The sequence below is a fragment of the Shewanella amazonensis SB2B genome, from assembly GCF_000015245.1.
Lineage (GTDB): Bacteria > Pseudomonadota > Gammaproteobacteria > Enterobacterales > Shewanellaceae > Shewanella > Shewanella amazonensis.
This window is the reverse complement of record NC_008700.1, coordinates 2,134,011-2,159,572: the sequence shown is the minus strand read 5'-3', so window position 1 is coordinate 2,159,572 and position 25,562 is coordinate 2,134,011. Positions and strand designations below refer to the sequence as shown.

The 25,562-nt window shown below is 51.7% G+C and carries 21 protein-coding genes and 3 tRNA genes; 14 read left to right on the top strand and 10 right to left on the bottom strand.

Annotated elements, in window-relative coordinates:
• Positions 1 to 215 precede the first annotated feature (215 nt).
• Together SAMA_RS09205 and SAMA_RS09200 are read left to right on the top strand one after the other, a co-directional pair.
• A complete protein-coding gene (locus tag SAMA_RS09205; protein WP_011759877.1) occupies positions 216 to 974 on the top strand; it encodes an SDR family oxidoreductase in 759 nt (252 codons plus the stop codon).
• Positions 974 to 1,174 carry a CPXCG motif-containing cysteine-rich protein gene (locus SAMA_RS09200; RefSeq protein ID WP_011759876.1) on the top strand — a complete coding sequence of 67 codons (201 nt, stop codon included), beginning with the start codon at positions 974 to 976 and terminating at the stop codon, positions 1,172 to 1,174. The genes SAMA_RS09205 and SAMA_RS09200 overlap by 1 nt, the downstream gene beginning before the upstream one ends.
• On the opposite strand, the gene SAMA_RS09195 is transcribed toward SAMA_RS09200, so the two are convergent.
• On the bottom strand, positions 1,168 to 1,776 hold the full coding sequence (locus SAMA_RS09195; protein ID WP_011759875.1) for a riboflavin synthase: 609 nt from the start codon (positions 1,774 to 1,776) through the stop codon (positions 1,168 to 1,170). The genes SAMA_RS09200 and SAMA_RS09195 overlap by 7 nt on opposite strands.
• Positions 1,777 to 1,801: 25 nt before the next feature.
• Here SAMA_RS09195 and SAMA_RS09190 point away from each other — a divergent pair, with 25 nt between their 5' ends.
• The 4 genes from SAMA_RS09190 to SAMA_RS09175 all read left to right on the top strand — a co-directional run bounded on the left by SAMA_RS09190 (position 1,802) and on the right by SAMA_RS09175 (position 6,443).
• Positions 1,802 to 3,163: an MATE family efflux transporter gene (locus SAMA_RS09190; RefSeq protein WP_011759874.1), complete on the top strand. Its 1,362-nt coding sequence runs from the start codon at positions 1,802 to 1,804 to the stop codon at positions 3,161 to 3,163.
• Positions 3,164 to 3,308: 145 nt separating this feature from the next.
• A tRNA-Val gene (locus SAMA_RS09185) sits at positions 3,309 to 3,385 on the top strand.
• Positions 3,386 to 3,424: 39 nt separating this feature from the next.
• Positions 3,425 to 3,501 (top strand) — tRNA-Val (locus tag SAMA_RS09180).
• 206 nt (positions 3,502 to 3,707) lie between these two features.
• Positions 3,708 to 6,443 (top strand): acetate--CoA ligase family protein, encoded by a 2,736-nt coding sequence (locus tag SAMA_RS09175; RefSeq protein WP_011759873.1) that lies wholly within the window; start codon positions 3,708 to 3,710, stop codon positions 6,441 to 6,443.
• Positions 6,444 to 6,512: 69 nt separating this feature from the next.
• Here the strand turns inward: SAMA_RS09175 and SAMA_RS09170 are convergent, their stop codons facing one another.
• The 5 genes from SAMA_RS09170 to SAMA_RS09150 form a co-directional block, all read right to left on the bottom strand.
• Positions 6,513 to 7,538 (bottom strand): GGDEF domain-containing protein, encoded by a 1,026-nt coding sequence (locus SAMA_RS09170; RefSeq protein WP_041410309.1) that lies wholly within the window; start codon positions 7,536 to 7,538, stop codon positions 6,513 to 6,515.
• 86 nt (positions 7,539 to 7,624) lie between these two features.
• Complete coding sequence (locus SAMA_RS09165) at positions 7,625 to 9,241, bottom strand: phosphoethanolamine transferase (protein WP_011759871.1); 1,617 nt, start codon at positions 9,239 to 9,241, stop codon at positions 7,625 to 7,627.
• A 165-nt stretch (positions 9,242 to 9,406) separates the two neighbouring features.
• A complete protein-coding gene (locus tag SAMA_RS09160; RefSeq protein ID WP_011759870.1) occupies positions 9,407 to 11,497 on the bottom strand; it encodes a prolyl oligopeptidase family serine peptidase in 2,091 nt (696 codons plus the stop codon).
• 145 nt (positions 11,498 to 11,642) lie between these two features.
• Positions 11,643 to 12,071 carry a MarR family winged helix-turn-helix transcriptional regulator gene (locus tag SAMA_RS09155; RefSeq protein WP_011759869.1) on the bottom strand — a complete coding sequence of 143 codons (429 nt, stop codon included), beginning with the start codon at positions 12,069 to 12,071 and terminating at the stop codon, positions 11,643 to 11,645.
• An 80-nt stretch (positions 12,072 to 12,151) separates the two neighbouring features.
• Positions 12,152 to 13,237, bottom strand: a complete 1,086-nt coding sequence (locus tag SAMA_RS09150) for a cation diffusion facilitator family transporter (protein ID WP_232280530.1) — start codon at positions 13,235 to 13,237, stop codon at positions 12,152 to 12,154.
• 238 nt (positions 13,238 to 13,475) lie between these two features.
• Here SAMA_RS09150 and eco point away from each other — a divergent pair, with 238 nt between their 5' ends.
• From eco to SAMA_RS09130, 4 genes are all read left to right on the top strand, one after another.
• Positions 13,476 to 14,033, top strand: coding sequence for a serine protease inhibitor ecotin (gene eco, locus SAMA_RS09145; protein WP_011759867.1), 558 nt, complete (start codon positions 13,476 to 13,478; stop codon positions 14,031 to 14,033).
• Positions 14,034 to 14,289: 256 nt separating this feature from the next.
• Positions 14,290 to 14,967 carry a tRNA/rRNA methyltransferase gene (locus tag SAMA_RS09140; RefSeq protein WP_011759866.1) on the top strand — a complete coding sequence of 226 codons (678 nt, stop codon included), beginning with the start codon at positions 14,290 to 14,292 and terminating at the stop codon, positions 14,965 to 14,967.
• Positions 14,968 to 15,004: 37 nt separating this feature from the next.
• On the top strand, positions 15,005 to 16,597 hold the full coding sequence (locus SAMA_RS09135) for a S41 family peptidase (protein ID WP_011759865.1): 1,593 nt from the start codon (positions 15,005 to 15,007) through the stop codon (positions 16,595 to 16,597).
• A 252-nt stretch (positions 16,598 to 16,849) separates the two neighbouring features.
• Positions 16,850 to 17,932, top strand: coding sequence for a DUF3080 family protein (locus tag SAMA_RS09130; protein ID WP_083766409.1), 1,083 nt, complete (start codon positions 16,850 to 16,852; stop codon positions 17,930 to 17,932).
• Positions 17,933 to 18,001: 69 nt separating this feature from the next.
• Here the strand turns inward: SAMA_RS09130 and SAMA_RS09125 are convergent, their stop codons facing one another.
• A complete protein-coding gene (locus SAMA_RS09125; protein ID WP_011759863.1) occupies positions 18,002 to 18,331 on the bottom strand; it encodes a hypothetical protein in 330 nt (109 codons plus the stop codon).
• Positions 18,332 to 18,487: 156 nt separating this feature from the next.
• Between SAMA_RS09125 and SAMA_RS09120 the strand changes: the two genes are divergently transcribed.
• The gene (locus tag SAMA_RS09120; protein ID WP_011759862.1) at positions 18,488 to 20,548 is read left to right on the top strand and encodes a PhoX family protein; all 2,061 of its coding nucleotides are present in this window, start codon (positions 18,488 to 18,490) and stop codon (positions 20,546 to 20,548) included.
• A gap of 159 nt (positions 20,549 to 20,707) precedes the next feature.
• Positions 20,708 to 20,784, top strand: a tRNA-Pro gene (locus SAMA_RS09115).
• 10 nt (positions 20,785 to 20,794) lie between these two features.
• On the opposite strand, the gene SAMA_RS09110 is transcribed toward SAMA_RS09115, so the two are convergent.
• The 3 genes from SAMA_RS09110 to SAMA_RS09100 all read right to left on the bottom strand — a co-directional run bounded on the left by SAMA_RS09110 (position 20,795) and on the right by SAMA_RS09100 (position 23,386).
• The gene (locus tag SAMA_RS09110) at positions 20,795 to 21,553 is read right to left on the bottom strand and encodes a tRNA-uridine aminocarboxypropyltransferase (protein ID WP_011759861.1); all 759 of its coding nucleotides are present in this window, start codon (positions 21,551 to 21,553) and stop codon (positions 20,795 to 20,797) included.
• Between the two features lie 181 nt (positions 21,554 to 21,734).
• Positions 21,735 to 23,048, bottom strand: a complete 1,314-nt coding sequence (gene pssA / locus SAMA_RS09105; protein WP_011759860.1) for a CDP-diacylglycerol--serine O-phosphatidyltransferase — start codon at positions 23,046 to 23,048, stop codon at positions 21,735 to 21,737.
• Positions 23,049 to 23,059: 11 nt separating this feature from the next.
• Positions 23,060 to 23,386, bottom strand: coding sequence for a DUF1904 domain-containing protein (locus SAMA_RS09100; protein WP_011759859.1), 327 nt, complete (start codon positions 23,384 to 23,386; stop codon positions 23,060 to 23,062).
• A 208-nt stretch (positions 23,387 to 23,594) separates the two neighbouring features.
• Here SAMA_RS09100 and SAMA_RS09095 point away from each other — a divergent pair, with 208 nt between their 5' ends.
• Positions 23,595 to 23,780, top strand: coding sequence for a hypothetical protein (locus SAMA_RS09095; protein WP_011759858.1), 186 nt, complete (start codon positions 23,595 to 23,597; stop codon positions 23,778 to 23,780).
• A 196-nt stretch (positions 23,781 to 23,976) separates the two neighbouring features.
• The gene (gene dacB, locus SAMA_RS09090) at positions 23,977 to 25,518 is read left to right on the top strand and encodes a D-alanyl-D-alanine carboxypeptidase/D-alanyl-D-alanine endopeptidase (protein ID WP_198134306.1); all 1,542 of its coding nucleotides are present in this window, start codon (positions 23,977 to 23,979) and stop codon (positions 25,516 to 25,518) included.
• Positions 25,519 to 25,562 lie beyond the last annotated feature (44 nt).

Genomic DNA, 25,562 nt, shown 5'->3' with positions numbered 1-25,562 from the left:
TATTTCCTTATCCAGTGGTGACCCACACCAAGGGCCACTTGGCATAAATAAAAAGAAACGCGCGGAGGGTAAGACAGTACAGGAGCCTTGAGCCTCATCCAGCGCGGCCAAATAGTGTATTCCATTGAGGTTTTTGATACAAGAAATCGCCTTTTGCTTTGCCCCGTCAATTTGCCGGGCTACCCTAGTGCCAAATAGCCTGAAAGAGACAGGGAATGACAGAATCTTACACAGACACGCCCCCTCGCTGGGCACTTATCACAGGTGCAGCCAAACGTATTGGTGCCGCCATTGCAACCAAACTCCATCAGGAGGGCTGGAATGTGTTTATCCACTGCCACCACTCTGTTGATGAAGCCCAGCGACTTGCTGATGTGTTATGTCAAAAGCGCGCTGGCTCAGCCCAAGTCATTTGTGCAGACCTCGTACAAGCAGACAGCACCACGCATATAAGGCATCAGATAGTGCGAAGCGGCGCGTCACTTGCACTGTTGGTGAATAATGCGTCACGGTTTGACAAAGACCCGGCAAACCCAACCCTTGCGCACGCACAAACCCTGATGGGCGTAAACTGCCTGCAACCTTATCTACTTGCATTTGCCCTGGCGCCACTTTTGGCGTCAGCGCAGGGCAGTGTGATTAATCTTTGCGATATCCACGGCCAGCGGCCTCTTCGCCAGCATGGATTATACTCAATATCAAAGGCTGCACTTGCCATGGCGACGTTGTCATTGGCACAGGAACTGGCGCCCGCGGTGCGGGTCAATGGCATTGCCCCGGGAGCCATACTCTGGCCAGAAACCGCGGGGGCCAAGCCAAACAAGGTTCTTGCCGAAATCCCCCTCGCCCGTGCCGGTGCGCCTTCGGATATCGCCAACCTGGTCAGCTATCTTGCCAACGCTGACTACATCAGCGGTCAAATCATTGCTGTTGACGGGGGGCGTAGTGCGACCGGCTATCTGGGAGCAGGCTGATGAAACTCAAGACACAAACCATTTGTTGCCCACATTGCGGACATCACCAACGCATTGAGCTTGATGCATCCGGCGGCGATCAGGAGTTCTATGATGATTGCCGGGTATGTTGCAACCCTATCCACATGCGACTGCATGTGGATGATGCCAATCGTAAAATCGAGCTATGGGTTGATGGGGATGACGAGCAGCTTTACTGACGAGCTGCCAGTACCCGCTCGACGGTCTCCACAATGGTTTGTGTCTGACTGTCGATTTCAATATTCAGTTGAGTGCCGGCGACTGCGTCTTTGAGATTTGTTAGCCTCAGCGTTTCCGGAATGAGGTGCAGCATAAAGCCATCATCAAACACCTCTCCCACCGTCAGACTGCATCCATTGACGGCGACAAACCCCTTGTAAAGAACGTATTTCATCCATTCATTCGGCAGACGTAAGTGCAAATCTCTCTGCTCCCCCACGTCGGTCACTCGCTCCACTACCGCCTGACAATGCACATGGCCGGAAAGCAGATGACCACCGATTTCCTTACCAAAGGTTAAAGAGCGTTCAATATTAATTTGGTCACCCGGCGCTATCGTACCCAGGTTGGTTAATGTAAGGGTTTCTTCCATTACGTCAAAAAAGACCCTATCATCCTCGACTCGGGTAACTGTCAAACAAACGCCATTGTTCGCGACACTTGCCCCCAGGGTGAGCCCTTCTCTTAATTCAGCTGGCAGACTCACCGCCAGGGTGTGCATTCCCCGGCGCTTTTCCAGTGCCACCAACTCGCAGGTGGCTTGCACGATACCAGTAAACATTCATTTTTCCTTTAAGGCGTTTTTTATGCTCAACGTGGGCTTTCAAGCCAAAAAACTCATTCAATTGGCCTTGCCGGTGCTGATAGCACAGGTTACCCAAACCATGATGGGATTTATTGACACCCTGATGGCCGGTCGTGTCAGCGCCGTTGATATGGCCGCTGTGGCTGTGGGCACCAGTCTATGGTTGCCTGCCCTGCTGTTTGTGCAGGGGCTGTTGATGGCGTTTACTCCGGTGTTTTCCCAGCTTCATGGCGCTGATGACGAAGCCTCTATACGACCACTGGCATACCAGGCCGCTTATATTGCCATAATTGGCGCTTTCGCTGTGATGCTGTTTCTCGGACTTTCGTCAGAAATTCTGACCCGGATGGATCTTGAAACCGACCTTCGCCAGCTGTCGGAGGGATATCTTTTTGGGTTTCTCTGGGGTGTTCCCGCCTTTGTGATGTATCAGGTGCTAAGGGGTATGAGCGAAGGGATTTCCTATACCTTGCCCACCATGGTCATTGGATTTGTGGGACTGGCGGTCAATATTCCGGCCAACTACATCTTCATCTACGGCCACTTCGGCATGCCAGCCATGGGCGGCGCGGGCTGCGGTGTTGCCACGGCGCTGGTATTTTGGGCCATGTTAATAGCCATGTTGATTTATATGGCATTTCACAAAAAGTTTGCCCTCGTTTCCCCCTTTAAGGCATTTGAGCAGCCCAAGATATCCACCATGTGGCGCATGACCAAGCTGGGGTTTCCAATCGCCATGGCGCTGTTTTTTGAAGTCAGCCTGTTTGCCATCATCGCCCTGCTACTGGCGCCATTAGGGGCGAATGTGGTGGCCGGTCATCAAATAGCGCTCAATTTTTCATCCATTGTGTTTATGCTGCCGCTTTCTATTGGATTGGCTGTGTCAATTCGCATCGGTTATTATCTCGGCCGTGAGAAAGCTGACGTGGCTGCACTGGTAGCAAAGGTCGGCCTGGGCCTGGCCCTGTTTTTAGCCTCCATTACTGCAGTTATTACCGTGGTATTCAGGGTTGAAATTGCCAGACTCTACAACACCGACCCCAACGTGGTCGCACTGGCCTCCAGTCTGATGCTGATGGCGGCGCTCTATCAACTGTCTGATTCAGTACAGGTCGTGGCCGCTGGTGCCCTGCGTGGTTATAAAGATACCCGCAGCGCGTTTTACATTACCCTGATCTCCTACTGGGCCATTGGTATGACGCTGGGCTATACCCTCGCCTACACCGATTGGCTGGTACCGGCCATGGGGGCACACGGGTTCTGGACCGGACTCATTGCTGGGCTCACCACGGCCGCAGCTCTCTTTGCGATCCGTTTGAGATACATTCAAAAAACAGCGCCGAGCTTTCACTTTGTCCAATAAGCTTCTCATCAAGCCAACTCCTCACTGAGTTTTTCGGGAGGAGTTGCGCAGCAAATCACCATTTGAGGTGGACAGCAGATATTTTTACTTGCATGTCAGCATTGGCCGCACTTAATATAGCGCTCGTTCGCTGCAATGCGACAATGCACCCGTAGCTCAGTTGGTTAGAGCACTACCTTGACATGGTAGGGGTCGGTGGTTCGAGTCCACTCGGGTGTACCACTCTTTTCACAGAGTCTAAAAAAGTGAAATTCATACAATACACCCGTAGCTCAGCTGGTTAGAGCACTACCTTGACATGGTAGGGGTCGGTGGTTCGAGTCCACTCGGGTGTACCATTCAAGCCTGCATACGCAGGTTTTTTTGTACCTGTTATTCTTTACCTTTCCCGGCAACAGCCCCTCTGCCGTCTTCTCCCCTGCCAATAGCACTGCGTATTCCGCCAATAATTCGTATTAACATTATAAATTCATGATATTTCTCAAGTGATGCCTGCCTGTGGTTCATGTAGACTGTTTCTCATGCGTCAAAGGATGGAGTCTTCATGAGTCAGCGCACCCTCAACACCCTGTTTAAACCTTCGTCAATTGCCATTATCGGTGCCTCCAATGGGCCAAGGCGCGCCGGTAATGTGGTGATGAAAAATCTGCTTGCCGGCGGTTTCTCAGGTCCCATCATGCCGGTCACGCCCAAATATCAGGCGGTGATGGGTGTTCTTGCCTACCCAAGCATAGAAGCGCTGCCCATAAAGCCCGACCTTGCCATTATCTGTACCCGCGCCAGCCGTGTGCCGGGGATCGTTGAAACCCTCGCCCAGTTTGGCTGTAAGGTCGCCATTATTATGGCGTCAGGGATGGCAAATGAGATGGACGGCGAAGGACAATCGCTGCTCGCCACCACCCTCGCCAACGCCAAACGCTATGGCATGCGCATTCTGGGGCCTAACAGTTTAGGCATGATGTTGCCTAATCTCGGACTCAATGCCAGCCTGGCCCACACTTCCGCACAGCCAGGCAAAATTGCCTTTGTCAGTCAGTCTGCTGCCGTATGCACCACAGTACTGGACTGGGCCAATAACAAAGGCATTGGCTTTTCATCGTTTATTTCACTTGGCGACGCCACCGACATCGACTTTGACGAACTGCTGGACTTTCTTGGACGCGATGGCCGTACCAGCGCCATCATGCTCTATATGGACGCCATCAACGAAAAGCGCCACTTTCTCTCGGCGGCACGAGCTGCCGCCCGCAATAAGCCCATACTGGTGATTAAGTCTGGTCGTAGCCAGGAAGGCGCACGGGCGGCCAAACTGCATACCGGTGGAGTCAGTGGCAGTGACGCCGTCTATGAGGCCGCGTTCAGACGAGCAGGTATGCTGAGGGTGAATGACCTGGTTGAGATGTTCGCAGCACTGGAGAGCCTCAACCACGGTAACGATCTGAAAGGTGAGCGTCTGGGGATCATCAGTAATGGCGGCGGCCCAGCGGTACTGGCTGTGGATGAGCTTATCAGCAGGGGGGGGAAGCTGGCCGAGCTGTCAGAGGATACCTGCCGAAAACTCGATACCGTGTTGCCCAAGACCTGGTCGGCACAAAACCCTATCGACATCATCGGGGATGCAGATGCCAAGCGTTATGTGGATGCACTGAATATCCTGATGGACAGTGACGACGCCGACGCCATTTTAGTGCTGCACTCGCCGTCGGCCCTGGGCGAAAGCGAACTGATTGCCGAGGCAGTTGCCGATGCCATTAAAAAGCACCCCCATCGCAGTAAACTGAACATCTTAACCAACTGGAGCGGCGAAAATTCGGCCTATAAGGCCAGAAAACGCTTCACCAAAGCGGGGGTTGCCACCTACCGGACACCTGAAGGCGCTGTGGGTGCCTTTATGCATATGGTGGAGTACCGCCGTAACCAAAAGTTGCTCCAGGAAGTGCCGCAATCCATCACCGACAAGGTGCCCCACGATGCCGGTAAAGCCCGCGAAGTCATGCAGGCAGCGCTGGCAAAGGGGAAAACCGTATTGGAAACCTACGATGCCAGTGCGATTTTGGGTGCTTATGGCCTCAACACCATAGATACCTGGTTTGCCAAAGATGCCGCCGAGGCTGCGGATATCGCAGAACAAGTGGGTTATCCGATAGCGCTTAAAATACAATCGCCGGATATTCTGCATAAATCCGATGTTTATGGAGTGACCTTAAACCTTACCAGCGCGGATGAAATCCACCATGCTGCGATGGCGATGATGCAGCGGGTTCATCAGTCAAACCCCGAGGCGAAAATTGAAGGCTTGATAGTGCAGCGGATGGCGCTGACAGCAGGCGCGCAGGAACTTCGACTGGCCGTGATAAGCGACCCAGTATTCGGGCCTGCCATTTGCTTGGGTGAAGGCGGCTCAGAATGGCAACCCACCCGGGATGCCGCCGTTGCCCTGCCCCCGCTTAATATGGCGTTGGCGCGCTACATGGTGATCCAGGCATTGAAGACAGGTAAGTTGCGCGACCGCCACCTGCCTCAGGGCCTGGACATGCACGCCCTGTGTCTGATGCTGACACAGCTCAGCCATCTGGTGATTGATTGCCCACAAATTCAGGCACTGGACCTTAATCCCGTGCTGGCGGCCGGTGACAAGATAACCCTGCTGGACATTAATCTGAGGCTCGACCCGCAGTGCAGCGATAACACTAATCGCCTCGCCATCATGCCCTATCCCAAGGAGCTCGAAGAGCAGGCTGTGCTGCGTAACGGCATTCAAGTGATGTTAAGGCCCATCCTCCCTGAAGATGAGCCCAAACACCTTGCCTTCGATAATTCGCTTACCGATGAAGACAGGTACAAGCGCTATTTTGGCGCCCGTCAGCGCATGACCCACGAAGAAATGGCGGTGCTGACCCAAATCGATTACGCGAGGGAGATGGCCTTTATCGCCACAGCTCAGGATGCCAACGGCGAGGATTACACCTTGGGCGCAGTGCGGGCATCGATTGACCCGGATAACACTGAAGCGGAATTTGCCATGGCCGTGCGAAGCGATCACCAGGGGCTGGGCCTTGGTAAGTTATTGCTGGAAAAGCTTATCCGCTACTATCAGGCCAATGAAACTCAGGTATTGACGGGCTTTACCATGATTGAAAACCGTAACATGGCGAATCTGGCACGTACCCTCGGTTTTACGGTGACTTTTGATATGGAAGAGCACCTGATTAAGATGCACATGGATCTTAAGGCAATCTCACCCAAGAATGGTGTTGATAACGACCTGCATGCAACCTGACTGCTGAAAACCGCGTTCCGAATACAGTCATCTGATCACAGGGGAACGACCAGCGACCGATAACGGTCGCTAGTCAGCGAGGCAAACCCGGTTCCGGCCAGTGCCTTTGGCGCGGTAAAGCGCGCCGTCCGCCCTCTCAAAAAACTGTTCAGGGGTTTCATTGGCATAGGCCTTGGCGACGCCGATGGATACGGATACCTTACCCAAATCCAAATTGTCTTTCTTCAAGGTCAATTTTTTGTTGGCGATACGGTCGCGCAGCTTTTCCGCAATGTTGGCTGCATCCTCAGCGCTGGTATCCTTCAACACAATGACAAATTCTTCGCCTCCGTAGCGGGCAACCAAATCCTCGCCCTTTACGGCCTGTTTCAGATTCTGCGCCACATACACCAACACCTTGTCTCCGGCATTGTGGCCCCATGTATCGTTAAACTGCTTAAAGTGATCAATATCGATAACCAACAGCGAACATTTTGGCGTTGATGGTAAAAACTCCTGCGCCAAACGAGATTCAAATGCACGGCGATTATTCAGCCCGGTTAATTTATCGGTAAGGGATATCACCGACAACTCGGTTATTTCAGCTCGTAGATGATTGAGTTCCTGATCCATCGACTTGAGACTTGAGTGGATATCCGCGTTCTCACTTACCACCTTGTCCACCTCAACCAACACGCCCTCCACCAATCGATGCAGCGATTCCGCTTCCTGAGGAAGCCGCAATTGCTGGCCAAAACTTTCTATGGCGAGCTGAAATGTCTCAGAACCTGAGGTCAACAGACTGATTTTGCTGAGTAGCCCATTGATCAGCAACTGGGTTTCCAGGTGCACGTTTTCCAATACTTCGGGTGCATTATTCTGGATAAAACTGCTGTAGAGTCCCCGGCACACCTCCGCAGAAAAAGAGACCTGATTTTCCATCAAACCATTGATAGCCCTGACAAGCGCCAAATCGGCCCCCTGATAGTAGGCATACCAAACGGCATAATTGTCGGGTGTTACGGGAATGCCGAGTGCCGACATTTGGGGTACGGCCTTTCTCAATATCCCGGCCGACTCATCTTTTTCTTTGGGTTTGTGAGCTGCGAGTGTCATGGCAAATACTTCATCCTTAACTGCCCGTGGCTCGTTGACCACGGGGTTTGCCTGAATCTTGGGTTAAGTCACGCTAATTGCGCTGGTTATACCGCCGGAAGTCGACAGCGACTGAAAATATCCAGCTCCTTGCGATATATGCTGGTGTGAATATTCATCCACCCCAACAAGCTATCAAATAGATTGTCATGGGACCATTCGCCCTGCAAGCTCCTTAAACAGCTTTCATCCAGGCGGTTTTCTTCTTTAAAACCGTCAGATAGCCACAACAGCCAGGGCACACTGATTTGCTCGATGGGTGCAAATGCATAGGGCGCACCATGCAGGTACAAGCCCTTTTCGCCCAGAGACTCTCCATGATCTGAGATATACATCATCGCAGTATCGGCCACTGGCTCTTGCTGTTTCAGTCTATTAATCACCTCCGCCATGATGTAGTCACTGTAACGGATGGTGTTGTCGTAGGTATTTACGAGCGCCTCGTTACTGCAGTTTTGAATATCACTGCGTGGGCAATCTGGCGTGAAGGCTTTATGTTCGTCCGGATAGCGCTGGAAGTACGTAGGTCCATGGCTGCCCATAATATGCAGCACCAATAGGGTGTCTTTTTCAATGGGACTCGCCAGTATGTTATCGAGACGATTCAAAAGGACTTGATCCAGACAAGACTCGCCATCACACAGAGCGGGATCCTCATCCAGCTTGACTGTTTCGTTGATTACCCGATCACAAACACCCTTACAACCACTGTCACTATCAATCCAATACACAGTCACACCGGCATGATCGAGTACATCGATTACGGTATCCTGGGCTCTGGCTTTTCTCGCATTGTAGTCTTCCCTGCCCATACGGGAGAACATACAGGGTAAGGATTGTGCTGTTGCGGTACCACATGACCGGGTCGCGCTCAGTACAATGGGATTGTGGGGCTTGGTAAACGCATTGGTATCTTTTTGATAGCCATAATACTGATAATTCATTGAACGGGCGGTTTCCCCGACCAACAGCACGGTTAACAGGGGTTTTTGATTGCTGTCCCGGGTTTGGTTGTTGGCATCTGTCCCAAGGGGCTGATATTCCAACGGCGTTTCAATATAACGCTGATTCACGAACCCTGCCGCCGCGCCTATGTAATAGGTAGGTACAACCAGTTGTTTCATATCATCATTATTTCGCCCAAAGGCGACATAGTCCTGGTAGTAACCGGCAAGCACACCACCGGCAATCGATACCATTCCCAGCATGAAGCCAGACTTAACCAGCAGCTCTTTCCACCAGACCCGATATTCAATTTTAACTTTGGCAATAAGAAACGCCGGCAGTATCCCAAGCAGTAAAAAGCCAACCACGGACTCTGTATTGAGATACATGAACGCTTCGGCGCTGTGGGTTTCAAAGATGTTTTCCATCATGGCACGGTCAAACACGATACCGTATTTATACATGCCAAAGACGACCAACGCCGAAACCAACGTCAGCAGGATAAAAAAAGGTTTTACGAGGTACTTAACACTGAAAAGCGAGAAGATGAGTGCCAGTAAGGATGTCAGCAGTACAGGTAAGCTTGCTACAAACAACCAATCGATGTGTGACAATGACTTCAGCCCTTCTGCCGCCCTGATATACAGGGGAATGTTCAGGATCGCTGCGTAATACAGGGCTATAAAAAAAGTGAACCGATTCAAACCAATGGACTTCAAACTAACTTTCCCCCAAAAAAGCCCTTTAAAAGTATGCTTATTGTAAACGTGGCATTAGAAAATAAAACAAAAGTCTCAGTCTATAGGGCAAATGCCCAATAGAAAAACCACCGGACCGGCAGCAGCCTCGGTGGTTTTGTTAAAGTCTCAGCCGGATTTTGGCTGTTACAACTTAAGCTGCTTCAATAAGTAGGCATATGCCAGGCTATTTAGTTCCGCAGTTTGTTTATTATCTGCCGCGCCGGCATGGCCGCCTTCCATGTTTTCGAAGTACAGCACCTCAATGCCCATGTCTTCCATCTTGGCCACCATTTTACGGGCATGGCCTGGGTGCACACGGTCATCGCGGGTGGATGTGGTGAAAAATACTTTGGGATATTCGACGTCTTTTTTAAGGTTATGGTATGGGGAGAAGGTTTTAATGTAATCCCATTCGGCGGCGATATCCGGGTTGCCGTACTCGCCCATCCAGCTGGCGCCTGCCAACAGTTTGTTGTAACGCTTCATATCCAGAAGCGGTACCTGACATACCACGGCATTGTACAAATCGGGTCTGCGGGTAAAGGCAGCCCCCATCAGCAGGCCACCATTACTGCCACCCTGAATACCCAGATGCTTCGGGGAAGTGATTTTGCGCTTAATCAGATCTTCAGCAATGGCTTCAAAGTCTTCGTAGGCTTTATGACGGTTTTCCTTCAATGCAGCCTGGTGCCAGCCGGGACCGTATTCACCGCCGCCGCGAATGTTGGCAAGTACATAAACGCCGCCCTGCTCCAGCCAGTTTTTACCTGTGGTTGCAGAATAGAAAGGACGCAGCGATACCTCAAAACCACCGTAGCCATACAGCAGGGTTGGGTTGGTGCTGTCGAGTTTGATGTCCTTGGCCATCACCGCAAAGTAAGGCACCTTGGTACCGTCTTTACTGGTGGCAAAGTACTGCTTGGCCTCAAACTTTGACGCATCAAACTGGGCAGGCATCGCCTTGAGCGAGTCTCGCTTGAGGGTTTCGGCGTTAACGCTGTACAGGGTCGAAGGTTCGAGGAAGCTGGTATAGGTTACGAACAGATCATCTCTGTCGCGGCTGCTGTCGAACACACTGATGCTGCCATTGCTTGGGAAACCAACGTCTTCGCCCTGCCACTGGCCTTTGGCATCTTTATGATAACGCACCAATTTGCTCTTCACGTCTTCGAGCCAGTTCACCAGTACCGCGTTGCGGCTAAAGGTCACCTGACTGATGGAAGAATTGGCGTCGGGTTTTACAAAGAGTGCGAACTCAGGCGTTCCGGCCAGCAGCTTGTCTGCCTTGGTGTAGACAATGGCGCCCTGTGGGAAACTGTTGTTGCCCTGCTCGAGCTTACTCTTAAGCTCAACAAAAATATCGCCCTTGAAGAAGCCCTTGAGCTCGGCATCTTTGGGAAGCGGCAGCTCTACCAGCTTGCCATCAAGGAGCGCCTTGTAACTGGCTTCGTAGAAGGTTTCGGCTTCAGATACCAATTGCAGTGGCGTTTTATCATCCCACATGACGTAACCGGATGCCGCCACCGATGCCTTGTTGCCTGCATAAATTTCTTTGGCGTCTTTCAGATCAGTGCCCCGCTTCCAAACCTTTACCTTGCGCGGGTAGCCAGAGTCAGTCCAGGCGTCACCTTCGTCGAAATCGGTACCCACAAACAGGGTGTTTTCATCAATCCAACTTGTGCTGGACTTGGCCTCCGGCAAGAAAAAACCCTGCTTGTCGGCAGGCACGAAACTTAAGGTTGAGAGGTCAAATTCGCGGATTTCCACTGCATCGGCACCGCCTCGGGAAAGGGACACCAGGCAACGTATATTCTTTGGATACTGACAGTCCATGCCCTTGAATACCCAGTTCACCCCTTCGGATTTACCAAGTGCATCGATATCGAGCACGGTTTCCCATTTAGGCGCGTCTTTAACGTATTCCGCCATGGTGGTGCGTCGGTAAATGCCGCGGGGATTGGCTTCGTCTTTCCAGAAGTTATAGAGATGGTCACCAATGCGACTCGCGTACGGGATACGCGCCTTGTCATTAAGGATATCCAGTGCATTGTCCACCAACGCGTTATAACCTGGGACGGCTTTAAGCTCTGCAAGAGAGCGATCGTTTTGGGTTTTGACCCAGGCAAGCGCTTTTTCACCCTCGACATCTTCCAGCCAAATGAAGGGGTCCCCTTGTGCTACAGCATTGAAAGCCAGCAATGAGGCTGCGCCAAGAAGCAGTATCCGTTTATTCATATTGAGTCCTTGGTTACTAACGTTTTCAAGGACACTAAACTAGCGATTTTCCGCCGCTTGGCAACTTTACCTGTGAATGAAGTGTAAGCGTCTGTTACAGATGTTTTACCTGATGCAGCCAGTATGTCGAATCGAAACTGTGCAACTATTCTGGCTTTCGGAAATGGTGGTTCATTTTCTCGAGCATGCCCAGTAAGTTTTGCTTATCTTCAGGACTGAATGCCGCAATCAGATCTTCAGTCAGATGAAGATGTGCCTCATCGTGGGTAGAAAAGTGCGCCAGGCCCTGCTCTGTGAGCGCAATCAGCAGCGAGCGCCTGTCTTCGGGATTGGCAATCCGGGTAACAAGCCCCTCTTTCTCCATGCGATCGATGCGGGCGGTGAGAGTGCCGGTACTGATGCTGAGCTTATGCGCCAAATCCGTCATTCTCATGGGGCCGTAAAGACCCAGTAGCTCCAGCGTATGCATGACCGGCAGCAACAAACCACTGCCTTCCACCAATTGATGCTCCCAGGCCGCCATGCCTTCAAAGAACTCCACCAGAGCCCGATTTAAATCCTGATTGATATCCATGTGGTTAAGGCTTCCTTCTTGTCACGGCGCTGCGCCGAAATCTTGATAGTGGGCGCGGCACCATACGTTCTGGTTCGGTTTCAGTCCTGCGATGAGGGCCTGACTTCGCAGTCACAGCAATGTACTTCAACAGTGACATGGTGCAGACCCAACTCGTCCTTGAGCCTTTTTACGAAGTAGTCACTGGACTTGGGTTGATGGCTCACAACACCCAGGATACAGGCACGATGATCGGCACTGATACGCCACAGATGCAGATCGGACACCCCGTGATCCGGCACGCTTGCCACCAGACGAATCACGTTTTTCCGTAATTTCTCGTTGTTGTCAGCGTCGAGCAGCAAGGGGCCCGTGTCTTTAACAAGCCCTACTGCCCAGCGGCCGATGATGATGGCGCCGAGTATCCCGATTAGCGGGTCGAGCCAGCCCAGACCAAAGAATTTACCCGCAAGCAAGGCACCAATGGCGAGCACGGACGTCAATGCATCGGCCAGTACGTGCAAATAGGCAGCACGCAGGTTGTGGTCGTGATGCCCGTGATGATGCTGGTGATCGTGGTCATGATCATGATGCTCATGGCTGTGGTGATCCGCACCAACTTGACTGTGATCATGATGGCAGTTGCCTTCTTCATGATGATGCAAATGGGTTTCATGGTCATCCTCTTCATGATGGTGCCCGTGGTGGTGATGATGATGGTGATGGTGGTCTTTCAATAGAAACGCACTGAGCAGGTTGACCGACAGGCCAATAATCGCCACCAGTATGGCCTCATCAAAGGCAATTTGATGGGGCGATATCAGGCGTACCGCAGATTCTATCACCATAATCAGCGCAACTAAGCCCAGCGCAACCGCACTGGCAAAGCCGCCGAGCACACTTACCTTGCCTGTTCCGAAGGCAAATGCCGGGTCATCTTTATGTTTCAGTGCATAGCGGTAAGCAAACAGGGTGATAAGGAAAGCTGCGGCGTGGGTGCCCATATGCCAACCGTCCGCCAGTAAGGCCATGGAGCCATACACGGTGCCAGCGAGGATCTCGGCCACCATGGTCACCAGTGTCAGCACCAGGACTATCCGGGTACTGCGTTCACCAGCATCGTTGTGTTTAAAAAAGTCATGACTGTGCTGCCAATGGGCAACAGAGTGAAAGGGTTTGGCATTCATAGACGATGGCATGTTGAGTAATTGATGGATGAACGTTAGCGTGTTTTCAGTGTGAATTAAATTAGTTTGAACTTCAAACTATTTGAAATGTGAATTAACCAGCAATTCGTAACACGAAAGACGAAAATAAATTTTTTTCATGGGCTTTAACCCTTTTTCGAATTAGCCTCGTTTACAGGAATACAGCGGGTATCAAGCCCGATGACTTTTTGGGGATATCCCCTATCAAGGAGCTATTATGCAAAAAGCCTTTTCTGTTAAAAATCTGATGTTGACCGGCCTCTTTTCACTGGCAACCCTGTCAGTTGCCCATGCCACTTCGCCGGCGCATCCTGACGGGGTAAATCAAAACATGATCACCGCCCAGCACTTTACCTCTGCCGATTATCAGGCGCAGGAAGCCAGCAAGATGTTTCCGGCCCCCGCTGCCGGTATGGTGCAGCACATCCTGACCCTGCCTGCCCTTGAAAATGAGGGTAATTACATGGTGGAAGTGCAAATCGGCCAAACCAAGCTGGTGGACTGTAACAAACATGGCCTCAGAGGCGAGCTGCAAACCAGAGATCTTCAGGGATGGGGCTACAACTACTATGAAGTCACCGAAATTGGTGAGGGTCCAAGCACCATGATGGCCTGTTTCGATAAAGCCAAGACAGAAGCCTTTGTGCGCATACCTGGCGACTACAAGTTTGCTTACAACAGCAAGCTGCCGATGGTGTTTTATATTCCTGAGGGTGCTGAGCTTAAGTACCGCGTATGGCGGGCTGATACTGTGTTCAACACCTCTAAAAACTGATTTTGGCCGGACTTAGCCAATAGCCAGACGAGATACAATTCACGCACGATAAACGAAAAGCCGCACATATGCGGCTTTTTTATTGGCATAAAGATACCCGTAGGTTATGGCAACGGTGATTGACCATATGACCAACCTCACTTTGCACCAAGTCCACAATAAACGCATTTACCGCCTGCCTAAAAAAGCTCGGGCTAACACGGCTTTACCGATATACTCTCAACAAGATAATGCTGTACTGGAGAGTTTAGTTGTAATGTTGTCCGTTGTACTTGTAGAACCCGCCCGCGCGGCAAACGTAGGCGCTGCGGCCCGTGCCATGAAAACCATGGGATTTACGCAGCTGATCTTAATCGGCAGCCAGCCACATCTGGAGGATGAGGCGCGCTGGGTTGCCCATGGCGCAACAGACATACTCGATAATGCGCGGGTGTTGGACTCCTTCGATGACCTGCGCGCAGAGTTTGATTTGCTCATCGCCACGACCGCCAGGGAGCGAGGCAGCCCCCGCACTTTTCTCAACCCGGAAGAACTTGCCATCACTCTTGGGCAGTCCGGCGCGCAATCCATGGCGTTGGTGTTCGGGCGCGAGTCCAGCGGCCTATCGAATCAGGAACTCTCCCAGTGCGATCTCTTCAGCTATGTTCCCCTTGCCGGTGACTATCCATCACTCAATCTTGGCCAGGCGGTGATGGTGTATACCTATGCCCTCAGCGGTGTTGAGCGTACGATTGGCCTGCAGACCAGGGATGCCGATGAACGGCAGATCCAATCGCTCAAACACAAGGCCAATGAACTTGCGAACCAACTTGGACTCTCGGAACAAGATAAACTCAGACCTTGGCTGCAAGACAGTATAGGGCGTTTGTCCGAGCGGGATTGCAAGCTGGCACATCAACTGATAAGTGATATTATGAGCAAAATAAACGGCTGATTTTAATCGGCATTAATACGAAAAAGGAGTTTTGGATATGCTGTACCTACGCAAAAGCAGTGTGGCAATTGCCCTGATGCTCACCCTTGGAGCCTGCTCCGGTGGCGGCGGTGATTCTTCATCCGGTGACAATGGTTCCGGTGGCAATAACGGTGGTACGACAGGCGACATCACCTGGGTACAGGGAACATTTGCCGATGCCGGCGTTTATAAAAATTTCTGCGCCAATCCCCGCAGCGGTACCAGTGATAAAACCGGAACCGCCCTCCATGAGAAAATGTGGCTGCGTTCCTGGACCAATGAAACCTACCTCTGGTACAGCGAAGTTCCCGACAATGACCCAAACAATTACACCACAGCGGCCTATTTTGACCAGCTGAAAACAACCCAAAAGACCGCCAGTGGCGCCAATAAAGACAGGTTCCATGGATCGATGTCTACCGAAGAATGGGAGGCCTTGTCCAACTCGGGTGAATCTTTGGGTTATGGTGTCGAGTTCCAGCTGCTCAAGGCATCCCCTCCCCGGCAGATCGTGGCTGCCTATACCGAGCCGGGCAGCCAGGCGGCCAATGCCGGAATTCTTCGCGGCGCCGAGTTTTTGGAAGCCAATGGCGTCGATGTGGTTTACAGCAATGATGTGGATGCGTTAAACGCCGCGTTTTTCCCCACTGAAAAAGGCAAGGCATCCACCTTTAAAATTCGTGACGTGAATGGTGAAGAAAAAACCGTTTCGCTGACCGCCAATACCGTGACTCAGGTTCCGGTGCAAAATGTCAAAGCTATCACGACAACGTCAGGCAAGGTTGGCTATCTGCAGTTCAATAGTCATATCGCCACCGCAGAAGGGGCGTTGGTGAGTGCAATCGACACACTCAAAGCGCAAGGTGTAACAGATTTGGTGCTGGACGTGCGTTATAACGGTGGTGGTTTGCTTGCCATTGCCAGCCAGCTTGGCTATATGATTGCCGGCCCGAGCAGAACCTCAAACAAAATATTTGAAAACACCACCTTCAACGACAAGCACACCAGCACCAACCCAGTAACTGGCCAGGCACTGGTACCCATGCCCTTTATTAATACCGGCGTGGGCTTTTCTTACAGTCAGGGTCAAGCACTCCCGTATTTGGGACTGGGCCGGGTATTTGTATTGACAACAGCCGCTACCTGCTCTGCCTCCGAAGCCATTATCAACGGACTTAGAGGCATCGACCTGGATGTCGTGCAGATTGGTAACCGTACCTGTGGTAAACCCTACGGTTTTTATCCTACAGATAACTGCGGTACCACTTATTTCTCCATCCAGTTCCGCGGTGAAAATGACAAAGGCTTTGGTGACTATGCTGACGGCTTTGAGCCGAGAAACTCTCCGGTCCTGAGTGGCGAGCCAGTGAATGGCTGTAACATGGCAGACGATTTCACCAAGCAGCTTGGCGATCCCGCCGAAGCCATGTTGGCGGCCGCGCTGCAATATCGACTTGATGGCAGTTGTCCTGCTGCCGCTGTCGCTCAGTATGCGCCGTCACGGGGAACACAGGAGACAGTTGCGGGCGAAGCACTGTCAGATGGACGCGAGCTAAACGTATTCCGTAACAACAGGGTAATGACCTTGCCAGAGGGCAAGAACCAATAAAGCGTCAGTCCATTCTTTATGAAAAAGGCAGCTAAGACTGCCTTTTTTATTTCACCTTGCAGATGCGTGCCTTTGGCCACCATCGACACTTTTCAATATCCGCCACTCAGTGCTCAGCACAGAAGCTGAAACACAAGGCAGTGCCTGTCTCTTTCATGTGTGCTTGACCGAATATCATGCCAGGTGCGTATAGTTAACATACTCAGGCTTACCTGGGTTTAATGGTATCCGTTTCAATAGAGGCAATGTCCGGTGGCCGTTTTATCAAGGTTTACGCGAAGCGCTGCAAGGCTAAAGATCCTGTGTTTACTCCCGGTGCTTTGTAGTGTGTTGCAAGCTTGCACTCCCAGTGGCGCCGATGCCCTGTGGGAAGATTATGAACAACGTCTTGCCAGAGTCCTGGGAGATGGGTCACCTGATGAAATGCCCTTTTCAGCAACGACAATCCCCCGATTTCCCCTGCCCCAAAAGCGCGGATTACATCAAGGTGGCGCCATTGGTCTACTGGAACTTGGCAGACTTGGGCATTGCAAGCTCGGCGGCCTTATCGCCAACCACAACAGTGGTCTTGGAAAGGTGGCTGAACCTGCCATCCGGCTTGTCTATGAGATTGAATTCATTCAGGCCGCACCGGAATGTATAGCAACGTTGCAGGACGATAACCTACTGAGCGGCAAACTTGCTGATGAGCTCGAGCGCAAGCAATCCACAGTGCATGAAACTTTTATCTGGTTTTTGGAAAACGATGATGACATACGGCAACACCTGTTTGTGAAGGGAATTGGTCTGGATACCGCAAGTGGCAATGCAGGGCTTTCCGACACTCAGCAGCACCTGCACACTCTGGTTGCGATCCGCCGTGCGATGGAGGCTGACAATGTGGACTCTGTCGACGTCATGGCTTTAAGCCAAGCAGTGAAGTCCCTTAGCAAAAACGATTATTTAGCGCGCTACATGGCAGGTATGGACGCACATTTAAGGGCTCTGCAAAGACTTAACCAGCGCCTGGACGGCCATCGATTGATGCGATGTACACCGGGTCACAACCCCGCCCGTCAGGAAATTCTTCTCAATGTTTTGACGAAATATTTTATTGGTAAAATTCAGCCCTATCTTGGCGTATACAGTGAGAGCCAATTTGCGCTTTCGTCCCATATGCAATCGCTGTTTAAAGGCAGCGAGTGGCAAGCCCAAGTGGAATATTACTTCAGCGACGGCGGCATCAGCGAAGAGATAAAAGCCGCTGTAAGGCACCATATCCGTCTCTGGCAAGGGCTGCAGCAAAGTTGCATGCTTGAAATAAAACCCGGTACGGCAGGCCGCACATCCGGATGACAGGCCACCGCCTGTATAAGCTCCAACCCGGAGTGTCTGTGGCAAATAAAGATGCGATTTATCCGGACCTCAGGGCTTGCGCGCGAGATATTGATGGATGAGTTGAGTGAGCCTGTCGTGAAACCGTTCTTCAAAAGACTCGATATCCTCGCCAAAGAGTTGCAAATACTTGCCTGCCTGTTCGCGGGTGAGTTGTTTGGCCCCCAGGAAATAACTCATTTCGGCAAGACGCTTGTCATAACGGGGCTCCAATTGCCAGCGGCATATCCCCGGTGACAATTGCTGCATCGCCTTTTGTGCCAAACCACAAAAGGCCTCCACATGGTTCACGCCATCAGGGCCAAGGCAGCCTGGTTCGAGACGGTGGTGAATTTGCAACATTACGGTCGAGTCTTCCATAGGTTCATCCTTACCTATTGTGATAACAAGAGTATAGGCTCAACGAGAGCCCCTCTTTCATTCAATTGTCATACTTAATACACACAAACGTCATTTAACACCACTAACTTGTCGTCTCGAATTAAGCCAATATTACAATGTCTTATCGGAGCGATCATGAGCAAGGCTACCCATAATCCAAATTGTTTTAACCAAAGCAACAATACCCCATTTGCCGAGGTGCTGGACCGTCATCTTTCTCGCCGCAACTTTGTAAAAAGCGGTCTGGGCCTTGGCGCCATGACCGCATTTGCGGGTTTGGGCCTCGCAGGCTGTGGCAGTGATTCAAGCCCGGTAACGCCTCCAGTGACCACACCAACACCACTCCCTCCACCAACCCAGTCAGACATCACTCTGGGCTTTGACTCCATTCCCGGTTCGCTCACCGATGGCGTTTCCATTCCCCAAGGCTACAGAGCTCAGGTGCTGGCACCCTGGGGAACCCCGTTGAATGATAAGGCTGCCCCCTGGAAAGACGATGGCAGTAATACGTCGGACGATCAGGCCAATGCAGTGGGGCAGAACCACGACGGTATGCACTTTTTCCCACTGAATGATGCCGCCGACGATGGTCTGCTGTGCATCAACCATGAATACATTGAACCAGATGCACTGCATCCAACTGGCCCTAGTGTTGACCCGGTCACGGGCCTTCGCACCATCCTTGATGAAGTGCGCAAGGAAATCAACGCTCACGGCGTGACTGTGGTACGTATCAAACGCACCAATGGCGTATGGGAAGTCATTAAAAACGATCCCCATAACCGCCGTTTTACCGGTGCTACCACATTTGATATGTCAGGCCCTGTTGCATACAGCGATCATCTGGTTACCGCTTTCTCGCCCGATGGCAGTCAGACCCGAGGTACCCTGAACAATTGCGGTAACGGTTCAACCCCTTGGGGCACCTACCTGACCTGTGAAGAAAACTGGCCAGAATACTTCGTCAACAAAGGCGAAATGTCTGCCGCCAACGCCCGTATCGGTGTTGCAACCAAGGACACCCGCTACGGATGGAACCACTTTGCCGGCCACGATGAAGAGCGGGCAGATGAATTCAGCCGCTTCGACATCACCCCAACCGGAATAAGTGCCCTCTACGATTACCGCAATGAAGCCAATGGTCACGGCTATATCGTTGAAATCGACCCCTACAGTCCTAATCAGCGCGGTATCAAACGTACGGCCCTGGGTCGCTTCCGCCATGAAGGGTGCACCTTCGGTAAACTCGAAGAGGGTAAGCCCGTTGTGTTCTACTCAGGGCACGATTCCCGCTTTGAGTATCTTTACAAGTACGTATCAGATGCACTTTGGTCTGAGGCCGATGCCAACAGCAGCAACCGCATTGCTACCGGTGATAAGTACATGAATGACGGTACCCTCTACGTCGCACGCTTCGATGAGGATGGCCAGGGCGAGTGGTTGCCATTGGTGCCGGGAACTGTCACCACCGATGGCAAAACCCTGGGTGAGCATTTGGGGACACTTGCAGACATCATAGTCAACACTGCAGGAGCAGCCGATCTGGTGGGGGCGACCCCAATGGATCGCCCAGAATGGTGTGCTGTCGACCCCTTCACCGGCAGTGTGTACCTGACGCTGACAAACAATACCCGACGCACCGAAGCCAATCCGGCCAACCCCCGCTTGAAAAATAGCTTTGGTCACATCATTCGTTGGAATGAAGGCGCCTCTGATACCGAATTCAGTTGGGATATCTTTGTCTTTGGTTCTCCGGCCAACGGTGACAGTGAAACCAATCTCAGTGGCCTGACCGATGAGAACCAGTTTGCAAGCCCGGACGGCCTGGCATTTGACCCACGTGGCATCATGTGGGTACAAACCGACAACGGAGCCAAGGAAGTGACTGAACACACCAACGACCAGATGCTGGCTGTGGTGCCCTCCAGGTTGCTCGACGCAGAGGGCAATCAAAAACCACTTCGCGCCGATAACCAAATGGAACTGCGCCGTTTCTTCGTGGGTCCCAACGACTGTGAAGTGACAGGTGTAGCCTTCAGCCCTGATTATCAAAGCCTGTTTGCCAATATCCAGCACCCCGGCAACTGGCCTTACAGTGACGATGCTACCCAGATTACCCCGGCCGGTATTAGCATCAGGCCAAGGGCAGCCACTGTGGTTATCTCAAAAGTTGATGGCACCGAAGTGGGCGTGTAAACAGAAATTGGAGCCCGGGTGTCTGAACTGAGCCCCCGGATATCGCTCCCGCCAAAATAAAAAACACCGGACTTGGCCGGTGTTTTTTATTCTTTATTTGCCATCTTATTTGTCATCTTGTGAAGTCACTGAGACAGCGGTATGTTTTTTATATGGTTTCGGAGCGTAGCTCAGTCCGGTAGAGCACTGCCTTCGGGAGGCAGGGGTCGCAAGTTCGAATCTTGTCGCTCCGACCAAGTCAGCATCTCAGCCAGAAACCGGGGTTTGCCCCTCACTGAATCTGGCAATCAGGCGATAGCGCTCATCGAGGCAGGCGCCGGGTCTGCGGTTGCGTCCCAGCAGGGTTGACTCCACAAACAAATCAAACCAGGTGGCAAGCTGCTCACTGTTGTGGCTTTCCCCCATCGCCCCCAAAACCATGGCCGCTACTTCTGCTGTACCAAACTGAAAATCCCGCTGCCCTTTGCGAAGGGCGTATCGCGCAAGTTCACCGGCATCGAATGACAGCAGTGGCAAGCCGGCCAAATACGGGCTCTTTCGAAACATCTTCACCGCTTCCCGCCAGCAGCCATCCAGCATGATAAAGAGTGGCCGTTTACCCCCTAACATCTCGTCGTTAATGGTCTGATGTACTACTTGCTCAGGTGAGGCATATTCCCCGGGAAAAACGACAAAAGGCATAAAGTCGGGATGCTTTATCAGCGCCAACACCTCTTCATCTACCTGGGTACGGCTCCACAAAAAGGCCCAGGTGTCGGGTATCAGATCGGCAATCAAGCGACCACTATTGGTCGGCTTGAGCACTTCATCGTCGTACATCAGCAACATAAAGGCGGTATTGGTATTTAGCTGTGAGCGATATTCACAAGTGCAAAACTGCTCCCCCAGTAGACATTGCTCACATCTGCGTAAATTCTTGCCCCGTGCAGTGAATGGTTTTGATGATATGGATTTGCGATACCGATACAGCCTGTGTACCGCGTGTTCCTTGTTCTCATTAACCATGGTGAATGACGCTCCGAAACTGGCAAGGGTGATAGTTGCTATCCCGGCTCACACTACCGGGGCGGAGCATAATACGCGAGTTCGCATTACTTTGCCCCAGTATTTGAGGTATGGCGTTTGAATTGGTGCAATAAAAAAGCCGGCAATATAGCCGGCTTTTTCGTGAACAGACTTATCGCAATTACAGGATACGACGCAGCAAAATATCAGCCTTAAGCCTGCGGATGCGATTCATGATTTTTTTAACCGGTACGGGATAATGATGCAGCGTATCAACCTGACTGTAGTGATACAGCCTTTGTGTGTGATTGAGAATATGAGCCTGCTCCTGGGCAAAACTTTGCTGCCACACACCCGTTTCATCCTGTACCAGCAGACCATTTTCCAGATCCAGTGCCCAGGCACGAGGATTCAGGTTTGAACCTGTGATCAGATGGCGGCGGTTATCCGCGCTTATCCCCTTGAGGTGATAACTGTTGTTATCGTGTTTCCACAGGTGGATATTGAGCAATCCAGCCTCTATGGCCCACTGCTGACGTTTGGCAAACTTGCGCAGTGACTGCTCATACAAATAAGGCAACGCACCAATGGTGTTGAACTCTTTCTCCGGAGGGATAAAGAAGTCGTTTGCAGTCTTATCCCCCACCACGATATCGATTTTAACGCCGTTTCTAAGCTGCTTTACCAGCGCGCGCACCAACACCCGGGGCGGATTGAAGTAAGGCGTACAGATAAAGAGTTCGGAGCGGGCACTCTCAACCAGTGAAATCACCGACTTATTCAAGGCATTGTGCTTGCTGCCAAGCCCAACAAGTGGGGTTACCCTGTTGCCACGGGAGACGCCCTCAAACTGATATTGCGCTTCACACAAACGTTGTTTAAACGTGCGTACATCCACCTTTTGCGGCAACACTTCGTCTTCTGCCGGCTGTGTCAGCAGGCTGACGGCAGGGTCCGCGAGCAGATAGTTATCAATCATCGAGCGCATGCTTAAGGCAAGTGCGGGGTTTTCAATCAGATGATAACGGTCGAAACGATACTTATCTGCCTGATGTAAATAGACATTATTAAGACTGGCACCACTGTAGATAACGGCATCATCGATAATAAAGCCTTTGAGATGCAATACACCCATAAACTCTTTGGCTTTTACCGGCACGCCGTAAATCCCAAAGGCGCCGGGGTGATTTTCCATCACACGGCGGTACATCAGATAATTACCGCTGTCCCCCTTATGACCGATAAGCCCGCGACGCGCTCGGTGAAAGTCGACCAACACCTTGATATCCAGCGATGGATTGGCGGCTTTGGCAGCGAGCAAAGCGTCCATAACTTCCCTGCCCGCTTCGTCGTCTTCAAGATAGAGAGCCGCGATATAAATGACCTGTTTGGCCGATGCAATACGCTCGAGCAGACAAGATTTGAAATCCTGAGGGGTCAGCAGCCACTTGAGCTGCTCAGGTTGAAGGGCAATGCCTTGCAGCTTTTCAACCAAGATCTGTCTCCTTAGAAGTGCCGGCCATCACGGTAATAACCCCGCTTGTCCAACCCAATAAAAATAACGGCAACACTCAATTGGGTTTCAGCCAAAAGGTGTTCACGAATGCAGGCTTCCATGTCGTCCTGCGTTGATTCATTCCGTTGAAACCAAAGCACCTCCACCATGACCAGTGGTTGGCATGCCTCTCCCTGTTGGAAAAATTGACTGGGGATCCACTCCATAGTGTAACTTGACACCTCTGTCGCCGTTATGGCGGCCAGTCGTGCTGGCAATTCACGGCTTAATCGGGCCACAGCGTCAGATGCAAGGCCACGAATTCTGAGATGAGGCATAGAGGGTCCTTGTCGATTAAGGGCTAGAAATTACCGATAAGCGCCCTTTGGGGCAAGCATTTTTGCCATCATAGCCATGCCTGATGAAAATTCCGACCAACTTTTGTTCAATAGGTGACAGCCGCCCGGCTTAGCAGCTACTGCTGTTACGCCCTTAATCGGCTTTTGCTATAGTGACCACATCAAAGCTATTGTCTACGGAACAACCATGAATCGCCCTAACCTGCAAATCCTGTTCACCGTAACACTGGCCCTTGTTGGCGCCTTTGTCTTGTTCCACTACAAAACTGAACTGGGCATTTTGGTGCTGCCGCTGTTTATCGCTCTGGTGCTCTTTATTACCCTGCGATTCTATCGATTAATGGAAAAAGACGATCCCCGCGATCAAAGCTGAGCGCCAATATCTGCAAGAGTCAATGGATAGAACTGCCACCGGGTTTTGGATAAAACCTCAAAAAGGATGCAGCATGAAGGGTTTACAGGCTACCAAAATGACAAAGGCGCTCGTTCGCTCCCTGGCAGGACTATCGATATCATTTGCATTTGGGGTAGGAGCCACTCCCTGGCTTTCCCTTGATGTGGAAAGCACGGTGACAGCGTCTCCTTCAGCAAGTGGTCAACCATTGGAAGCAACTGAGGTGCCCGATAACGCGCTTGTCGAGCCGCTCTTGCCAGAACCCACGCCTATCAAAGAGGAGCGCGGCGCAGAGCCTGCCTTTTTCGCTGATACCCCATCTTCCATCCCGCCCGCCAGTTCGCTTTCTCCGCTGAAGGATATTGCCCCTGCCTGGTACCTTGCCATCAAGCCCAAACAAACCAACGTCGCCGTACTTGCCGTCGATCTGAAAACCCAGCAGGTCATTATCAGCGATAACAGCGAACGCGCCATGTTGCCTGCCAGTGTGCAAAAGTTGCTGCTGGCATTGGCGGCGCAGCATACCCTCGGGCCGGATTTTCGCTTTCATACCCAGCTTTTTGTTCAGGGGTTTAAACCTCCTGTGCTCGAGCGCCTCTATATTGGCTTTAGCGGCGACCCACTGCTCACCAGCGCCGAGCTCAGCGCCCTGCTTGGTAGCCTTAAACAGCAAGGCGTACGCACCATTAATCAGGTTTATCTGGTTTCTGCCGTCGATAAGAGCGATAAGGCACCCGGATGGGTTTGGGACGACCTGGGGGTTTGCTACGCCTCACCCGTTGCCGAGTTCAGTCTCGATAAAAATTGCGTTAAGGCATCATTGCGACCAACCGAAAAAGGTGATGGCACCTACGTGAGATTGGCAAAAGATGCAGCAATATCCATTGAAAATCAGCTGAACTATCGACCTGGGGCCAGCTTCAAAGAATGCAGCCCTCACCTGTCGGTTGTGGGACCTAACCGCTACCTGCTCCATGGCTGCTACAGCGGCAAACAAGCCCTTCCCTTATCCATTGCAGTGACAGACACAGATGCGTGGTTACAGGAAAAGGTTGCAGGCCTTTTGAAAGCTGCCGGATTCAACTCCCACACACCCAAGCGTTTACATACGTTGCCTGCCAATGCCCACCTGATTGCTGACCATCAGTCGGCGACCATGGACTCCTTGCTGAGTGAAATGCTCAAAGAGTCGGATAACCTGATTGCCGATGCGCTCCTTAAGCAATTGGGTAAGCGCAAGGGGCAGGATGAGTCAGACTTCTATCAGGGCAGTAAGGAAATGGCAGCCAATTTGACCTTGCTCGGCGTTGACCTGTCCAGCGCCAATCTGGTTGATGGCTCTGGCTTATCACGCTACAACCTGCTTAATGCCCGCCAATTAATGCAAACACTTCTGTTGATCCATCACACAGAAGCATACGCCTCCCTCAAAGATGGGCTACCAGTGTCAGGAAAAGACGGCACGCTGCTTTACAAACGCGGTTTCAATTCGCTGCCGTTAAAAGACCGGGTTCAGGCTAAAACCGGCAGTATGCAAGGTGTGTCAAACCTGGCGGGCTTTTTACGCAGTGGTGATAGGGAATACGCTTTTGTGGTACTTGAGAACGGGTTGGTAGAGCCTGAAAGCCAAAACGGCAAACGTAAACCGGGATTTGCCGCCACCTTACTTAAAGCCCTGTTACAGCACGAACCACAGATCATGTCGGCACAAAAATGATGAAGCATGAGTATCAGAGAGCTGCTTTTGGGTGGTGCAGCACA

Coding starts and splice junctions, on each gene's coding strand:
- SAMA_RS09195 (WP_011759875.1), bottom strand. CDS start 1,776: ATGTTTACTGGTATCGTGCAAGCCACCTGCGAGTTGGTGGCACTGGAA.
- SAMA_RS09175 (WP_011759873.1), top strand. CDS start 3,708: ATGAGTCAGCGCACCCTCAACACCCTGTTTAAACCTTCGTCAATTGCC.
- SAMA_RS09160 (WP_011759870.1), bottom strand. CDS start 11,497: ATGAATAAACGGATACTGCTTCTTGGCGCAGCCTCATTGCTGGCTTTC.
- SAMA_RS09135 (WP_011759865.1), top strand. CDS start 15,005: ATGCTGTACCTACGCAAAAGCAGTGTGGCAATTGCCCTGATGCTCACC.
- SAMA_RS09150 (WP_232280530.1), bottom strand. CDS start 13,237: ATGAATGCCAAACCCTTTCACTCTGTTGCCCATTGGCAGCACAGTCAT.
- SAMA_RS09125 (WP_011759863.1), bottom strand. CDS start 18,331: ATGGAAGACTCGACCGTAATGTTGCAAATTCACCACCGTCTCGAACCA.
- SAMA_RS09100 (WP_011759859.1), bottom strand. CDS start 23,386: ATGCCTCATCTCAGAATTCGTGGCCTTGCATCTGACGCTGTGGCCCGA.
- SAMA_RS09190 (WP_011759874.1), top strand. CDS start 1,802: ATGCTCAACGTGGGCTTTCAAGCCAAAAAACTCATTCAATTGGCCTTG.
- SAMA_RS09170 (WP_041410309.1), bottom strand. CDS start 7,538: ATGACACTCGCAGCTCACAAACCCAAAGAAAAAGATGAGTCGGCCGGG.
- eco (WP_011759867.1), top strand. CDS start 13,476: ATGCAAAAAGCCTTTTCTGTTAAAAATCTGATGTTGACCGGCCTCTTT.
- SAMA_RS09095 (WP_011759858.1), top strand. CDS start 23,595: ATGAATCGCCCTAACCTGCAAATCCTGTTCACCGTAACACTGGCCCTT.
- SAMA_RS09110 (WP_011759861.1), bottom strand. CDS start 21,553: ATGGTTAATGAGAACAAGGAACACGCGGTACACAGGCTGTATCGGTAT.
- SAMA_RS09120 (WP_011759862.1), top strand. CDS start 18,488: ATGAGCAAGGCTACCCATAATCCAAATTGTTTTAACCAAAGCAACAAT.
- SAMA_RS09155 (WP_011759869.1), bottom strand. CDS start 12,071: ATGGATATCAATCAGGATTTAAATCGGGCTCTGGTGGAGTTCTTTGAA.
- SAMA_RS09140 (WP_011759866.1), top strand. CDS start 14,290: ATGTTGTCCGTTGTACTTGTAGAACCCGCCCGCGCGGCAAACGTAGGC.
- SAMA_RS09200 (WP_011759876.1), top strand. CDS start 974: ATGAAACTCAAGACACAAACCATTTGTTGCCCACATTGCGGACATCAC.
- SAMA_RS09205 (WP_011759877.1), top strand. CDS start 216: ATGACAGAATCTTACACAGACACGCCCCCTCGCTGGGCACTTATCACA.